The sequence below is a fragment of the Protofrankia sp. Cj5 genome, assembly GCF_917627405.1.
Taxonomy (GTDB): Bacteria; Actinomycetota; Actinomycetes; order Frankiales; family Frankiaceae; genus Protofrankia.
Window position 1 is genome coordinate 1 of sequence record NZ_CAKJTO010000115.1, and the last position, 13,876, is coordinate 13,876.

Sequence of the window (13,876 nt, forward strand, 5' to 3'; positions counted from 1 at the left end):
GCACACCCCAGTCGCCCACCGCTGTTCTCCCTTGGGTCTACCGCCTGTGCCTACCGGGCTTGTCGAGGCCTCCGGCCGCGTGGTCAGGCACCCGCCGACTGGCTGAGCGTGGCGTCGAGCTGCTGGTGCTGCGAAATAGCCAGTTTGAGGAAGCCACCCATGCCTTCAAGCCCGGCAATGGCGTTCCTCGTACCGGTGTTCCACTGCTCATACGACGCCTGAAACTTCCCGGACGCCTGATCGGTGATGAAGCCGCTGCCGACCAGGTTGTCGATCAGAGCTTTGAGCTGCGTCAGCTGGGTTTCCATCTCCTGCTGACCGCTGGTGAGCCTGGACGCCGTGTTCTCCAGCGCTGCGTAGTCGACGTGGACGTTGGCCATGACACGCTCTCTTTCATCAGGTGGGTGAATCCGTGGCAGCCAGCTGCTCCGGGCGGTCCTGGGACCAGGCCAGCGTGTCGCTGACGGCGTCGAACAGCTCAAACAGTTCCTCGGCGATGTCGACGTGCGGACTGCTCAGGACGACATTGAGTACGCCACGGCCATCGGGTACGGGAATGAGGGTCTGCATGACAACGGCGTCGATCGGCACCCCGTCCGGCTCAGGCCGCTCAACCCCGCGAATGCGCACGGCCCGGCCAGCCTGCATCTCGACAATCGTCACGGTGCGCCAGGAAGATCTACCGTCCGCCGGCGCCATGGCGGTGACCTGGCCGGCGATCGCCTCAACCGTGTTGTCCGCGACGTTCGGCGCGCCATCGGTATGGAACACCATCATGCTGGCCACCAGACCGTCGGAACCCTCCACCAGTTCAGCGGTGGCCGCGCAGTAAACAGCCCCCTGCCGCTCGGCCCGCTCGGCGATCTCCCGCAACAGCTTGAGCAGCGCCGACCGCTGTGGCCGCAGCTGCGGGAGTGCCGCGAGCCGAGCGTCAACCAGCCGCGCGAGGTCACCGGTACGGGTGGCTCGCCACACGTCGAACTCGAACCAGGAGGCCGGCACCCGGAGCGTGAACCAGGTGGGCGCGCCCGTGGCCGTCTTACCGTTGGCAGCCGCGCTCATACCGCGCCACCCGCCACCACCGGCGAAGCGGACGCATGGGTATCCGGACGTGCTGATTCAGCGCTCGCGGGCGCGGTTGACGTGAGCACACCGGCAAGGCCGGAATCCACATCGAGCGCGCCCTCAGCCAACCCGCGAAGCAGGCCGGACGCCCGCTCCAACAACTTGTCAAGCGAATTACGGCTGTCCGATGACTGGGTGACGAAATGACGCAGCGCCGTCTCGACCTCGTCGGAGCCGGTCACGCCGTGCAGACCGTCGAAGACCGCGCCGAGAGAAGCAAGCGTGCCGCGGATGTCCGCCAACTCGCCGGACACCTGCCGGGCGACCTCGGGATCGCCCCCGAAGATACTCGCCACCACTTCATCACCCCTTTCACAACCACGCGCATCGCAGATGGAACCACACACCTATCAGGTGGTTCCACTCGGGCATGCGCTGGAGTGGACGCATCGTGGGCTACACAACCACATGCGCGGGGCGGGGTCAGACAAGTCAGCGACAATCGAAGCATCACCAGGACCGTTCATCAGGGATACCGGGATTTCCGGCGGACGTGGCTGGCGGCTTCAATGCCACTCAGCGGAAATCCCTCCGCGGCCCCGCGGGCATCCGCGCGGCCTGATGCCCGCGCTGCGCCGATCGACCAGTACCGCCGGTCAGTTGGTCTCGTCCTCGCCCTTGAGTTCGACGATCACATAGCTGGTGAAGGCCGCCTTGCAGTCGGCGGCGCCCGCCGTGTAGCCCGAGACATCCCTGAGGATGACGATGAGGTCCTCGAAGACTTTGCCGTTGGTCAGCGCGTCCCGCGACTCCTGCGCGAGCCTGGCGACTTCCACGACGCTTCCCTTGCATCCGCTCGCCACCGTCTGGATGGCGCTGTCGTACCGTTGGATGGTCGCCAGGCTCGGGTCCACCTCGCCGTCGAGCACGGCGAGCCGGTAGCCGGGCGTGTTCGGGGGCGGCGTCTCCTCAGGGGCTGTGCCTTCCCCGCCGCACCCTGCCACCAGCGCGACGGCCACCAGCGCCGCCGCCCACCATGTCCGCATTCGCCCCTCCAAGTCCGGTGGGCAGCTTAGCGGGTCGCCGCCGGGATCCGGGCTCGGACACGGCAGGACGCGCGGGCAGGTGGCTTTCGCCGCGTCGACCGATACTTGGGGCCGGGGACAGGAGGTGAAACCCGGCGTACGACGAGGCCCAGGCGGGTTGTGATCTCGCCGTTGGTTGTCCAACGTCTGGAAGGAGGACGCTTCGTGCCGGCCATCACCGCGCAAGCCCTCACCAAGGTGTACAAGACCCGCGCCGGCCTGGTGCGCGCGCTCGACGGCCTCGATCTGGAGGTCGCCGAGGGCACGATCCTCGGGCTGCTCGGCCCCAACGGCGCGGGCAAGACCACCACCGTTCGCATCCTGGCCACGCTGCTGCGACCCGACAGCGGCCGGGCGACGGTACTCGGTCATGACGTGGTACGCGACGCACAACGGCTGCGCCGGCTCGTCGGCCTGTCCGGGCAGTACGCCGCCGTCGACGAGAATCTCACCGGTGCCGAGAACCTGTGGATGTTCGGCCGGCTTTACCAGCTGCCGGGCCGTACGGCCCGCAGCCGCGCTGGCGAGCTTCTCGAGCAGTTCGGGCTGTCCGACGCGGCGGACAACATCGTCAAGACCTACTCCGGGGGGATGCGCCGCCGCCTTGACCTCGCCTCCGCCCTCATCGGCCACCCGCGGCTGCTTTTCCTCGACGAACCGACCACCGGGCTCGATCCACGCAGCCGGCTGTCGATGTGGAACGCCATCCGTGACCTCGTCCGCAAGGGCTCAACGCTGCTGTTGACAACGCAGTACCTGGAGGAAGCCGACGCACTTGCCGACGTCGTCGCCGTGGTCGACACCGGTAAAATCATCGCTCGCGGCACAGCCGCTGAGCTCAAGTCGCAGATCGGCGGCGAACGGATTGAAATCGTTGTGAACGACCCAGCGGACCTCGTCCAGGCCCGCCACATCATCTCCCGCCACTGTGTCGCCGACGCCACCGTTGATGAACGGGCAAAACGCCTGACCGCACCCGCCGACGGCGGTACGCGCAAGCTCGCCGCTGTCATTCGCGCCCTTGACGAGGCCGGGATCGTGCTGGACGACTTCGGGCTGCGCCGGCCGACACTCGACGACGTGTTCCTCACGCTCACCGGCCATGCCACGCGGTTGGAGCCTGCCGACGGCGGCAACGAGGCTCATCCGGATCATGATGCCCCTACCGCCGCGGCGGTGGGACGAACCTCATGACCGGTCTCGTCGGCCCCGACCACCCAGGCCACCAGGCGGCTGATTCTCTTGTCGCACGTTCATGGCCACCGTGGCGGCCAGCGCGCGGCTCTGCCGCTGGCACGTCGGTCGTGGCCGACTCGCTGGTCGTCGCCTGGCGCAATCTGAAGCGGATCCCACGCATCCCCGAGCTGGCGGTCTTCGCGATCCTGCAGTCAGTGATGTTCGTGCTGCTTTTCTCCTTCGTGTTCGGTGGAGCGATCCCGCTGCCGGGAGGCGGCTCCTACCGCGAGTACCTCATGGCGGGAATCTTCGCCCAGACGCTGACCTTCGCGGCCGCGACCACCGCCATCGGCATCACCGACGATCTCGCCAAAGGGCTGATCGACCGCTTCCGCTCGCTGCCGATGAGCCGTTCGGCCTTCCTGACCGGGCGCACCGTCTCCGACGTCATCTACAACGCCGCGATTCTCGCGGTACTCATGATCACAGGCCTCATCGTCGGCTGGCGGGTACGCAACGGACTCGTCGACTTCCTCTCGGCCGTGGCTCTTGGGCTCCTGTTCGCCTACGCGATGGCCTGGGTCGGAGTCTGGCTCGGGCTGCTGGTGCCGACTGTCGAGGTCGCCCAGCAGGTGGCGTTCACCGCGATCTTCCCGATCACGTTCCTGTCCAATGCGTTCGTCCCCGTCCAGACGCTGCCCGGTGTGCTGCAGCCGGTGGCGGAATGGAATCCGGTGAGCACTCTGACCGCATCGATGCGGGCGCTGTTCGGTAATCCGAACCCCTTCGGCAGCGGGGACTTCCCTACGGAGCATCCGATACTGGTCACCGTGATCTGGGTCGCGGTGCTCGTCACGCTCTTCGGATCGCTGAGCGTCCGCCGTTACCGGGCCATGTCCCGTTGAGAGCGTGTTTGAGACCGGGCTTTCGATCAGCGAGCCGGAATGACGATCTCAAACGCGCTCTAAACGGTGGCCCCACCCCGAATCCATCCGAGGAAACTCGGACTTGTCACCGCCTATCATGGGCGCGGGGAAATCAAAGTGGCCTGCGCCAGTCCCTGGGCTGGAGATCGTGAAACGGATCCTGTCGATGAGGGGTCTGCCGTCTTCGGGGGAGTGCGCGAAGGAGTTGCCTCCGGCGACGGCATGGTGGACGGTGTCCGCACCGGCGTAGCCGTCGGCGGCGCACTCGGGCTCGCGGGAGCCACTGTCGCCAACAGCACACAGGGCTGGGCCGATGGCGCGGATGACGCAACGTGCGTGCTGGCCGCCGTCGCGGACCCGGCCTGGCATGGAACGCCGGTCGCAACCGCGGCGGGCGAAGCGGCGGCAGGCGAACCGGCGGCAGCCGGTGATGTCGACGGCTCAGCGGCCTTCGGCGCGGGCGGCAGCACCCTGACCTGCTGCGTTGCGTACTTCGGCGCGGACTTCGCCTGTTGGACGTTTTGGATCCGGATGCCGTGCACGTTGTTCCGCAGGTTCAGGGTCACGACGTTCCGGTTGGTCGTGATGCTCGAGTCACCGTCCAACACGAAGCGAAGCTTGTCTGGCAGGTGAATGCCGTAGAAGCTGTCCATCGCCACGCCACGGACGGGATGCCGGATGACGAGCAGGGTCCCGTCCGACGGAGCGTGAATGTTCTTCGCCCCGGACACCTGGAGCCTGAAGGTCCCCAGTGGAGTCACAATCTGCGAACTTGCACTTAAAGTAATTGATCCATCGCTGGAAATCGCGAGCTCGACCGGGAGAAACGGGAGTTGAACTGTGCCCGTGACCAGGCAGCCGGCAAGAGGCAGCACAAGCGCAAGCGCCGCGGCAACTACTTTCCCAACACCAAAGAACCAACGGCTGAACAATTGACGACCGAGCGACCGATGCATGACCTACCCCCGTAGCACTGCTCGGCCCACCACGCCCGATGGTCCGCACCGAGACGATAAAACACGGAGGCGACACAACACGAGTCCGATTTCCGACTGATACCTCACGGGCCCACGGGTTGCTGCAAGGCCTTGCAGCAGATCATCTAATCCGGGTAGTCTGGGCAGTTACACGATTTCCGGCCATCCTCCTCTCCGCCCAAGGCTGACCAGCACGGCCAATCAGCCTCAGGCAGGGCAGGGGGTGCACCCGGCGGCGGCCAGTCCGCCGGTTTCGGATGTGCGTCGTCCTCATGCCGGCTTCGACGTGGACGAGTACCCCCGGATATCCGGATGGAGCGGTTGCCCTCACCGCGTCCGAACGCGGCCAAGAACGTCGATCATTACCATGCGACCGACAGTGACCAGGGCACGTCTGCATGCCGAGATCTTTACAAGCTAGCCATTATCGGCCCGTTGAACGGCTGGGGAGAGGGCGGGGAATCTCCGTCAGACGAAGAATCTTTGCGGTCGCGGCCATCGTCCGTGCCGCGAGTTCTGGCTTGTCGGAAAGTCGCTGGCCAAAAGTCGGAATCATTTCGCTCAAGGCTACCTGCCAGGCGGCATAACGCTCGGGGAAGCATCGTTCAAGCAGATCAAGCATGATCGGAACCGCGGTTGAGGCCCCGGGGGAAGCGCCGAGAACCCCGGCGATGGTACCGTCGCGCGAGGCGACCACCTCTGTTCCGAACTGCAGGATCCCGCCCTTTTGTGGATCTTTCTTGACAATCTGCGCCCGCTGCCCAGCCGTGATGATCCGCCAGTCCTTGGCCATGCCGCCGGGGACGAACTGCCTGAGCTCCTCGATCTTCTTCTTCCGCGTCGCGGTCAGCGCGTTCAGCAACAGCGCGACCAGGGCTATGTTGTCTCTCGCCATGGCGATCAAAGGCATTATGTTATGCCGGCGGATGGACTTCGGCATGTCAAACACGGAGCCGTGCTTGAGGAACTTCGGGCTCGATCCGGCGTAGGGGCCGAACAGAATCGATGCCTTCCCGTCGACGATTCTGGTGTCAAGGTGCGGCATCGACATCGGCGGCGCGCCGATCGGCGCCTTGCCGTATACCTTCGCCTGGTGCCGGGCGACAAGCTCCGGGTTGTCGGTGCGGAGGAACTGGCCGCTGATGGGCAGCAGGGCGAATCCACTGGCCTCGGGTATGCGTGATTTCTGCAATACTTTCAGCGCCCATCCACCCGCGCCAACGAACACGAAGCGCGCGGTTATGTCCTTTGTTTTCCCACTCATCCGGTGGTACACCCGCAACCGCCAGCTGCCGTCCGGAGCCTGGGTGAGGCTCCTGATCTCCTGGTTCAGGTGGATCCTCACCCCAGCCGACTCCAGCGCGCCAAAGAGCTGCCGGCTCAGCGCGCCGAAGTTGACATCGGTGCCGGACACCTCACGGGTCGCGGCAATCGGCTCGCCGGGCTTGCGCTGTTCGATCAACAACGGCGCCCAGCGCTCGATCACGGCCGGGTCGTCACTGAATTCCATGGCCGCAAACAACGGCTGGGTCCGCAACGCTTCGTACCGTCGGCGGAGGAAGTCGACGTCCGCCGCCCCCCGGACGAAGGTCATGTGCGGCATCGAATTGATGAACGTTCCCGGATCAGTGATTGTGCCGTCTTCCACAAGATGCGACCAGAACTGGCGGCTCACCTGGAACTGTTCATTGATGGTGACGGCCTTCCGGACATCGATGCTCCCGTCCGGGAGCTCACTGGTGTAGTTCAGCTCACAAAGCGCCGCATGACCGGTGCCCGCGTTGTTCCATGGATCCGAACTCTCCTCGGCCACTCCGGGCAGTCTTTCGTACACATCGATCGACCAGTCCGGCTGAAGTCTGTGCAGTAGGGTACCGAGTGTGGCGCTCATGACTCCCGCGCCTATGAGGACGACATCGGTTGTCTGGCGGGCGCTATACGTGGTGAGCGACTGCGGATTCATGTGGCTCTCGGCCTTCTTTCGCGATTCTCGTACCTGACACAAGTCCATCCCACGAGTCGGCTATACGCAGTGAGAATTGAATCTGTGAGGCCTGAATCACGCGGCTGAATGGCCCTGCCGTCCCCAGGCCCACTGCCTGCCGTGAGCACCATCCGATGTTCTACCGGCATGTCTGCCTGGTGAGCTGGGCTGACGGCCTACGGCGGAATCATCCGCCGGCCACCGATGATATTCGGAGACAGAATTTTTACACACCGCTAACCTGATGCTTTCACGAAGGATTCAGCCCGAGGTGGCGACGGCGTGGGTACATAGGCCGGAGGGCCTGCTGGCGGAGGGAAAACGGCGGCCAGCCGGGCGTCGTCCAGCCGGCGTGCACTGGGCACATTGGCAGGGCACCCGCGACAGATCCATGATCAATTAACCCCGCCACACACCTGCGCCCCGCTCATCCCGACCGCGCGACTACCACTCTCAGTGATCATTCTGATGTCAGCGTGGCCATACCGCGGCACGGTGTTTGTACCTACGCCAGATACAACCGCTCGGGTGATGAGATCCTGAAACCCCATCCAGTGTTGCCAGAGGGGACGGTATGGATCTTTTCGTCGGCCGGGAAGCCGAACTGGCCGAGGCGTTACGCCTGCTCTTCACCCGGGGCGAAGGGTCGGTGATCGACCTCGTCGGCGTTCACGGCCTGGGTAAATCCGCGCTGATCCGGCAGCTGGTCAGCCGGGTTGACGGCGTCAACCGGCTGTACATCTTCAACGAGGACATGTCCGCGTTCCGGCGCGAAGGCTTTCGGGACGCCTTCGGCCCCCGCGCGTCAGCCCCCGTCCTGTGGGAGACCTTCGCCCGGACGAGGGAACTGATGCTTCGGGTGACGGACCGAACCCGGGCGCGGGAGTTCGACGCTTTCCGCCAACTGTGCGAGCGCGAAACGCGGCTGCTCGGTGGCGCGCCGAAAGCCGAACGCACCGGGCCGCGTGACCCAGCCGGAGGCGACGAGCCCGAGACTGTCAAGGCCCGGATCCGCCAGGCACAGTCCGCCATCGACGACGCCTTCGTCAGCGGCTGGGCGGAGTGGAGCCGGCGTCGGCACATCCTCATCACCATGGATTCCTTCGAACGCATCGCCGACGACGAGATGGGGTACTGGCTGGCACGTATGGCGCTGCGCCTGACGAACACCCTGGTCGTCATCGCCCGGATACCGTCGCAGCACACGTTCACCGCGGGATCGAATCGATGGCACGTCCGGCAGCTTCCCTACCTGTCCCGCGACGAAGTCGTCTCCTACCTCGACCAGACCTTTCACGGTGCGTTGCGGCCAGGTGTCGCCGATGTCGTCCACGACTTCACGGCGGGGCATCCCGGTGGCCTGTCGCTGGCGGCGAACCTGGTCGGCGAGACGGGCCCGGACAAACTTGAGGCGGCGGACCTGCGGCGAACGCTGCAACGGCTGCCTGACGACCCGTGGGAGAAATGGGCCGGTCTCGTCCGTCTCATCGTTGACGCCGTCCGGGATGCCCGGCTGTCCAGAGCCGTCCATGCCTGCGCCGTGGTCAACACCTTCGACGAACCGTTACTCGCGGAACTACTGACGGAAGACGACAACGAGCATCCCGATGTCGGAAATGTCATCCAGACCCTTAAAGGGTACGGCATTGCCGAGCAGATACTCGCGGTCGCCGACGAACCGTCCGACCGTTTCCGTCTGCACGAGTTCATCCGCCTGTCACTGAGCCGGGAACTGCGGACCATGCATCCCCGCACCTGGCAGGATCTCCATCAGAAAGCCTCCCGGCACTACTTCCGCCTCGTGTCGGAATGGGAGGACGACACGACTGGCGCCTACAGTTCCTGGTATCGCTACGAACATCCCCGCTGGCAGGCATACAAACGGGAGTGGCTGTTCCACGCCCGGCGGGTGTCCCGGAACCGCACGATCACCCGGGCACGCTTCGCGCTCGTGTTTCTGGAAGCCTTCTGGTGGTGGGGGTGCTACTGCCCGTTCGAGTACAACCGACGACTGCTGGAGGACTGGGAACGTACCTGGCACCAGGAGGACTCACTCGCCGGGAACGTCGGCTCCATAGCCGCCGCGACCCAGCATAACCCGGACGACCAGCTGGGCGAGGCACTGGCCTTCGTGCTGGACAACTACCCGCCTGGCTATCTCAAGACCGATGCCCCCTGGAACGACATCCGCAACCGGCTGCTGCTCGTGCAACGCCTCTGTGGGCTCGGTCGTGGCGCACGTGTCGACGCCACCGCGGAAGAGGAACGAGAGCTGGGGCGGGTCAACGGTCTGATCAAAATATTTCTCGCGCACAGCAGGCGATTCCATGACCCGGCTGACCCTGCCGTGGGCCGCTACTACAACGAGGCGCTGGCCGTGTTCGAGGAGCTCGCGGACGACTGGAACGTCGCCTGGCTGCTTTTCGAAGTCGCTGACCTGGCGCTGGAACGGGGCGCGCTGGACGAGGCGACCGCCCGCGCCAGCTCTTCGGCGCAGCGCCTGGCCCAACTCGCCGCGCAAACAGATGACTGGGACGAAGAACTGATCGCAAATCTCTTCCGTGTACGCGCGGACGTGCAGTGGGCAATGGGAAACACCGACGCGGCATTCGCGGACTACTATCGCGCGGTCGTCCACGCCTACCGGTTCATGGGCGTCCCGCACCCACCGGACGCGTACAACCTCGTTTTCTACGAGGAGATGACCACCCGGACAGTGACCCGGCTATGCGAAATCTTCAGTCGCTCCGGTATCGAGGAGGCAACGCGACGGACCGAGCCGGCCAGACGCCTGTTCTCAAGCACTGGGCAAACCGGCGAGGACGACGTCCGCCGGATGTTCGATGATTCGGATGTACATGCGCTACGCGGCTGGCTGTTCCCGCGCGCGCCCGAACCCGCCGAGCTGCGGTCGGCGGACTCCGCCTTCATGGACGAGTGGGGCGTCTTCGACGAGGATGAACCGCCCTCGGATGCCGATGTCGAGTTGCTCCGCCTCGGCTGAACGCACCTCACGACACGGCGCGTCACGACGTGAACGGCGGGGGCTGCGGGGGCTGCGGGAACGGGGCGGGCAGCCCCAGCCGGGTTGCAAGCCACAACGCCTGCCAGCGACGTTCAGTGACATATGGGTCGCTTTCCATCACGGCACTGCGTTGGTTGGCGGCCCGCGCCCCGATGTAGGCGACAGCCGCGGGAGGGTCGGCGTCGAGCGATTCAAGCGCGTCGATCACGTATGCCGACAGCAGGTTGGCTGTGGAACCCGGTTCCCGGACGTGCGCCTCAGCCCCCGCACGAGCCGGCGCGTCGAGCACATCGCCCCTTCCGGCCTGGGCGAAGGCCGCCGCGGCGGCCTCGATGTCTTCGGCGAGCGAAGGCAGCCCCGCGTCCCGGAGCTCAGCGCCAGCGTGGTGGGCGACCCGGCAGACGCAGGCGACGCTGAATTCCCGAGCGGTTTCGCCCGTCCATTCCGCAACCCGCATGCCGAGACGACCACGTCTGGCCACGACCTTGTTCGCGCCGATGATGAGCGGTTCATCGAGATCGATCCGCCAGAGCTCCTCGGTGAGCCAGTAGGGCAGATCCTCTACCCGGCAGGCGTGGATGCCGGCCTTGCACGGCATGGCCGGGCTGGCCTGCACCCACCTGCCCCGCGTCGCCCCCCAGGGGTAACCGGTGAACGGGCCTGTCCCCGCCGGACGGAGAAACTTGTAGTAGCTCATCGTTGTTCTCTCCGCACGCCCGAAGGCCTGGCGGCGGCCAGCGCTGCCGCCGTGACCCGGGCCGCCAGCCCCGCGGGCACCACTGCCGTGGCCGCCGCTGTCAACGCCACCAGCGACCGGCGCGCCCGTTCACTGTAGGCGAGGCAAGGCGGGCAGAAGAGCAGATGCTGTTCAAATGCGCTCTGATCGCCCTCGGTCAGCTCTCCGTCGTACCAGGCACCCACCAGGTCGAAAATAACGTCACAGCTGACGTCCAGCGCCCTCAGCACTGCTCTCCTCCGGCGTTCCGGCCGCGGCCGTCCAGATCACCGCTGTCACCGGCCCTGACCTCCTCATCAAGATGCGCCACATATGCCTCCCGAGCGCCGTCGAGGAGCCTGCCCTGCTCCTCCGCTGGCACGCCCATGATGTGAGCGGTCTCGGTCACCGACAGCTTTGCCGCGTCCCGGAGGATGAGAAGCGTCCGCTGGCGCGGCGGAAGGCGGCGCACGGCGTGAAGCACCTGGTCGGCAGTGGGTACCTGGCCAGCTGGCCAGGACGGCAGGCCGGTGTCCCACCATCCCGCCCAGCGGTCATCTGGAGGCAGGAAAAAGCCCGCTCGTGATCCCGTCAGCGGTTCGCCGACGGGATCGGTGTCATCGAGTTGGTCATGCTCCCGCAACAGCCGCAGGAGGGCATCGAGCAGACTCGCCCGGACCCCTGGGAGTGGTGTTCCCACCTGGGTCAGGGCCGCGGCGACGGTGTCGACCCAGGCGCGCTCAACCAGCGCGGCCGCGGCGGGACGCGCCCCGACCGCCGCCGCGAGCAGGACGGCAAACCGGTGGTGAGCGTCCATCAGCATGCCAACAGCCGTGTCATCCCCGTCGACGAGCACGATGTGCGGTGAACCCGTCACTAACCAGCCTCGGTGAATCTCGGTATCTCCCGCACACGGTCCAGCGGCCACAGGGGGAGCCTGCCACCATCGCCCCGCTCGGCGAACCGCCGCAGCTCCTGATAGTCGGGGTCAACAATACGGGCCTCGCTCCCCTCGCACAGCTCGAAGTACTCGTCGAGGAAAGCGCTCACGGTCCTTGCCGGCACTGTCGGCATGGTTTCGCCTGGACAGATCAGCAGCATGTCAAAGACCCGCGGTATGCCAGGCCGCAGAGACGGCTGGAAGAACGGCATAGGAAGAAGCCTGGAGCCCGTCCGCTGGTACAGCCTGAGCCGGGCCGCCGGGTCACCGTAAACATTCGGCTGGTGGAAACGCGGATCCTCGATCTCGGCAATCACCAACGACGGCCGGATGGCCGCCCGCCACTGGGGGATGACATCGGTGAGCAGCGTCTGGCCGATGCCGCGACCGCGCGCGTCGGCCCGCACCGCGATGTAGCTGAGCAGGAGCACCCCGGATCGGGGGTAGATCTCACCCAGCATTCCCCCCAGCGGGGTTTCACCATCGAGGACCAGCGCGCCGGGGCCCAGGTCGGCGGCGGCGGCCCCGCGCAGTTCGTCCCAGGTAATGAGTTCGTCCGGCGGGAAGGCCGGTGTCAGGACCTCTGTGTAGAAGGACTCCAGCACAGGCTCACTGAGCTCGGACAGTTTTTTGATCTTCAAACCGCTCCGGCTGAGTGCGCCGATCGGCTGAGCCTCACTTGGCATGACCACCTCCTCATCTTCGCCTGTTCCTGACCACCTGGCCAGCATCGGCCCGGCCGACGCCTGTCGCCCGTCGACAGGGCCATCTTTTACGCCGCTTGCACACGGCGTGCACCGCTCGAGGACCGGCAGAGTAATCTGGCCGGTGCCAGCGGGGAAAGGACGTTCCTGAATGCCAAGGGCCGCAGTCGACATGGCTGTCCGTGTGCCGGACGCTCAGCTCGCGAGCGCCTATGACATGTGGTACGAGTTCGTGAAAGCCGCTTGGGAGGACGACCACGGCCGCGATGACGTGGAGATCACCGTCGTCGCACTGGAACTCTATCCGTCGGGGACACCCGCCCGGCCCGTTACCCGGCGGCTGTCCACACCCAGCGGGGACGCGCTGGTGTTCCGGCCGGCCTGGTTCAGCACATATGACCCCGAGCAGTCCGAGCATGGCAAGATCAGCATTAACGGGCCGCGGTATGAGCTCTTCGATTTTTCTTTCGACTACCGCTTCCGCCCGCCGCGGGCGAAGCTGGTCGTCGAATTACCAGACGAACGGATGTCCCGTACTATTCTCGAGGTGATCGACGATTCGAGCTCGGCGGTGCCGCGTGCTCGCCAGCCCGAAACAGCTCCCGAAGGACGGGCGGTTGGCGGGCGGCAACCTACGATCTTCATCGGGCACGGCGGGCCGAACCAGCTGTGGCGCATCCTCAAGGACTACCTGTCCGAGTTCGGTTTCCGAGTGGTGACCTTCGAGAGCGCGCCCCGCTACGGCCGGTCGGCGGCGCACGTCGTGTGGGAGATGCTCCAGCAGGCGGACTTCGCGTTACTCCTCCACACCGCGGACGACGAGACGCATTTCGGTACCGTCCGGTCGCGCCAGAACGTGGTTCACGAGACCGGCCTTTTCCAGGGCAGACTGGGCTTCGAAAAGGCAATCATCATCCGGGAAGAAGGCGTCGAGGAGTTCTCCAACCTCGCCGGGATTCAGGAGATCCGGTTTCCCCGCGGGAACATCGAGGCAGCGCACGGAGAGATTCTCCGCGCGCTGCACGACACTTTTCCCGCTCGCTGACCCGGGCGGACGCCCAGAAATCTCCTGATCGGCGATATCTGGACCAGCCCCGAAGGCATACGAGACGCCGAGCACCTGTTCAGCACGGCGGCGGTTGGCCACGAAATCGAGCGCGGCGCTGGCCGCTGTCACCGAGAACCGGCTGTTGGGAACCGCTCGCCGGGGCCATTCGCCGGGGCACTGTTTCCGCTCAGCCTACGATACGGTGCAGCACGTTGCGGTCGGTGTGCTCGA

At 65.7% G+C, this 13,876-nt stretch carries 14 protein-coding genes; 5 read left to right on the plus strand and 9 right to left on the minus strand.

Annotated elements, in window-relative coordinates; all coding sequences use genetic code 11:
* Positions 1 to 83 precede the first annotated feature (83 nt).
* From MJ777_RS19295 to MJ777_RS19310, 4 genes are all read right to left on the minus strand, one after another.
* Positions 84 to 380 carry a WXG100 family type VII secretion target gene (locus tag MJ777_RS19295; RefSeq protein ID WP_239308222.1) on the minus strand — a complete coding sequence of 99 codons (297 nt, stop codon included), beginning with the start codon at positions 378 to 380 and terminating at the stop codon, positions 84 to 86.
* 16 nt (positions 381 to 396) lie between these two features.
* Positions 397 to 1,062 carry a hypothetical protein gene (locus tag MJ777_RS19300; RefSeq protein WP_239308221.1) on the minus strand — a complete coding sequence of 222 codons (666 nt, stop codon included), beginning with the start codon at positions 1,060 to 1,062 and terminating at the stop codon, positions 397 to 399.
* Positions 1,059 to 1,424: a hypothetical protein gene (locus tag MJ777_RS19305; protein ID WP_239377352.1), complete on the minus strand. Its 366-nt coding sequence runs from the start codon at positions 1,422 to 1,424 to the stop codon at positions 1,059 to 1,061. The genes MJ777_RS19300 and MJ777_RS19305 overlap by 4 nt, the downstream gene beginning before the upstream one ends.
* Positions 1,425 to 1,721: 297 nt before the next feature.
* The gene (locus MJ777_RS19310; RefSeq protein ID WP_239377353.1) at positions 1,722 to 2,111 is read right to left on the minus strand and encodes a hypothetical protein; all 390 of its coding nucleotides are present in this window, start codon (positions 2,109 to 2,111) and stop codon (positions 1,722 to 1,724) included.
* Between the two features lie 204 nt (positions 2,112 to 2,315).
* On the opposite strand from MJ777_RS19310, the gene MJ777_RS19315 reads away from it, so the two are divergent.
* From MJ777_RS19315 to MJ777_RS19325, 3 genes are all read left to right on the plus strand, one after another.
* Complete coding sequence (locus tag MJ777_RS19315; RefSeq protein WP_370652775.1) at positions 2,316 to 3,344, plus strand: ATP-binding cassette domain-containing protein; 1,029 nt, start codon at positions 2,316 to 2,318, stop codon at positions 3,342 to 3,344.
* Complete coding sequence (locus MJ777_RS19320) at positions 3,341 to 4,231, plus strand: ABC transporter permease (RefSeq protein ID WP_239377354.1); 891 nt, start codon at positions 3,341 to 3,343, stop codon at positions 4,229 to 4,231. Before MJ777_RS19315 ends, MJ777_RS19320 begins: the two co-directional genes overlap by 4 nt.
* Before the next feature lie 138 nt (positions 4,232 to 4,369).
* On the plus strand, positions 4,370 to 4,885 hold the full coding sequence (locus MJ777_RS19325) for a hypothetical protein (protein WP_239377355.1): 516 nt from the start codon (positions 4,370 to 4,372) through the stop codon (positions 4,883 to 4,885).
* Between the two features lie 768 nt (positions 4,886 to 5,653).
* Here the strand turns inward: MJ777_RS19325 and mqo are convergent.
* Positions 5,654 to 7,192: a malate dehydrogenase (quinone) gene (gene mqo, locus MJ777_RS19330; protein ID WP_239308216.1), complete on the minus strand. Its 1,539-nt coding sequence runs from the start codon at positions 7,190 to 7,192 to the stop codon at positions 5,654 to 5,656.
* A 595-nt stretch (positions 7,193 to 7,787) separates the two neighbouring features.
* On the opposite strand from mqo, the gene MJ777_RS19335 reads away from it, so the two are divergent.
* The gene (locus tag MJ777_RS19335) at positions 7,788 to 10,217 is read left to right on the plus strand and encodes an ATP-binding protein (protein WP_239344911.1); all 2,430 of its coding nucleotides are present in this window, start codon (positions 7,788 to 7,790) and stop codon (positions 10,215 to 10,217) included.
* Positions 10,218 to 10,239: 22 nt separating this feature from the next.
* Here the strand turns inward: MJ777_RS19335 and MJ777_RS19340 are convergent, their stop codons facing one another.
* The 4 genes from MJ777_RS19340 to MJ777_RS19355 are packed head-to-tail and all read right to left on the minus strand — an operon-like array spanning position 10,240 to position 12,579.
* Positions 10,240 to 10,935, minus strand: a complete 696-nt coding sequence (locus tag MJ777_RS19340; RefSeq protein WP_239377356.1) for a hypothetical protein — start codon at positions 10,933 to 10,935, stop codon at positions 10,240 to 10,242.
* On the minus strand, positions 10,932 to 11,204 hold the full coding sequence (locus MJ777_RS19345; RefSeq protein ID WP_239308213.1) for a zf-HC2 domain-containing protein: 273 nt from the start codon (positions 11,202 to 11,204) through the stop codon (positions 10,932 to 10,934). The genes MJ777_RS19340 and MJ777_RS19345 overlap by 4 nt, the downstream gene beginning before the upstream one ends.
* The gene (locus tag MJ777_RS19350; protein ID WP_239308212.1) at positions 11,198 to 11,830 is read right to left on the minus strand and encodes an RNA polymerase sigma factor; all 633 of its coding nucleotides are present in this window, start codon (positions 11,828 to 11,830) and stop codon (positions 11,198 to 11,200) included. Before MJ777_RS19350 ends, MJ777_RS19345 begins: the two co-directional genes overlap by 7 nt.
* Positions 11,830 to 12,579, minus strand: coding sequence for a GNAT family N-acetyltransferase (locus MJ777_RS19355; protein ID WP_239344985.1), 750 nt, complete (start codon positions 12,577 to 12,579; stop codon positions 11,830 to 11,832). The genes MJ777_RS19350 and MJ777_RS19355 overlap by 1 nt, the downstream gene beginning before the upstream one ends.
* Before the next feature lie 169 nt (positions 12,580 to 12,748).
* On the opposite strand from MJ777_RS19355, the gene MJ777_RS19360 reads away from it, so the two are divergent.
* Positions 12,749 to 13,642: a TIR domain-containing protein gene (locus tag MJ777_RS19360; RefSeq protein WP_239308210.1), complete on the plus strand. Its 894-nt coding sequence runs from the start codon at positions 12,749 to 12,751 to the stop codon at positions 13,640 to 13,642.
* Positions 13,643 to 13,876 lie beyond the last annotated feature (234 nt).